Below are 617 nucleotides of genomic sequence, written 5' to 3' on the forward strand. Positions count from 1 at the left end.
ATTTTCTCTATGCCATTGAGAGCGCTACAAGGTTTTCTAGACTCTGTATTTAAGCTGGCTAACATCCCGCTTGTTTGCCCGCACTACACCTGTATAAGCCGCCGAGCTAAGGAAGTTGAGGTTTCATTTAAAACCAAAACCAGAGGAGCAATACAACACCTGGCAATTGATGCCACTGGCCTCAAGGTTTATGGCGAGGGTGAATGGAAGGTCAAGAAGCATGGTACTGATGGGAAGCGCAGAGTCTGGCGTAAACTGCATATTGCAGTAGATACAAGCACTCACGAAATAGTCGCAGCAGAGCTGAGTTTATCTAACGTAACTGATGCCGAAGTGCTCCCCAACTTACTCAAGCAGACGCGTCGTAAAATCATTGAAATATCAGGTGATGGTGCTTATGACACAAGGAATTGTCATGATGCGATACGGGTTAAGCGAGCGGTTGCGCTTATCCCACCACGAGAAGGGGCTGCATTCTGGGAACAAGGACACCCTCGCAATTTAGCAGTAGGTTGTCAAAAGCTCTACGGCTCCAACAAGAAGTGGAAAAAGCGGTATGGCTATCACAAGCGCTCACTATCAGAGACAGCAATGTACCGAGTAAAACAGCTGCTAGG

At 47.3% G+C, this 617-nt stretch carries 1 protein-coding gene; it reads left to right on the forward strand.

The window, feature by feature from the left end:
- Window positions 1-617, forward strand: a 617-nt coding sequence (locus ATB78_RS27900) for an IS5-like element ISVal1 family transposase (RefSeq protein ID WP_061011164.1), incomplete at both ends; no start/stop codon positions are given.

Origin of the sequence: Vibrio sp. CUB2 (genome assembly GCF_001557945.1) — a bacterium.
Taxonomy (GTDB): Bacteria; Pseudomonadota; Gammaproteobacteria; order Enterobacterales; family Vibrionaceae; genus Vibrio; species Vibrio owensii.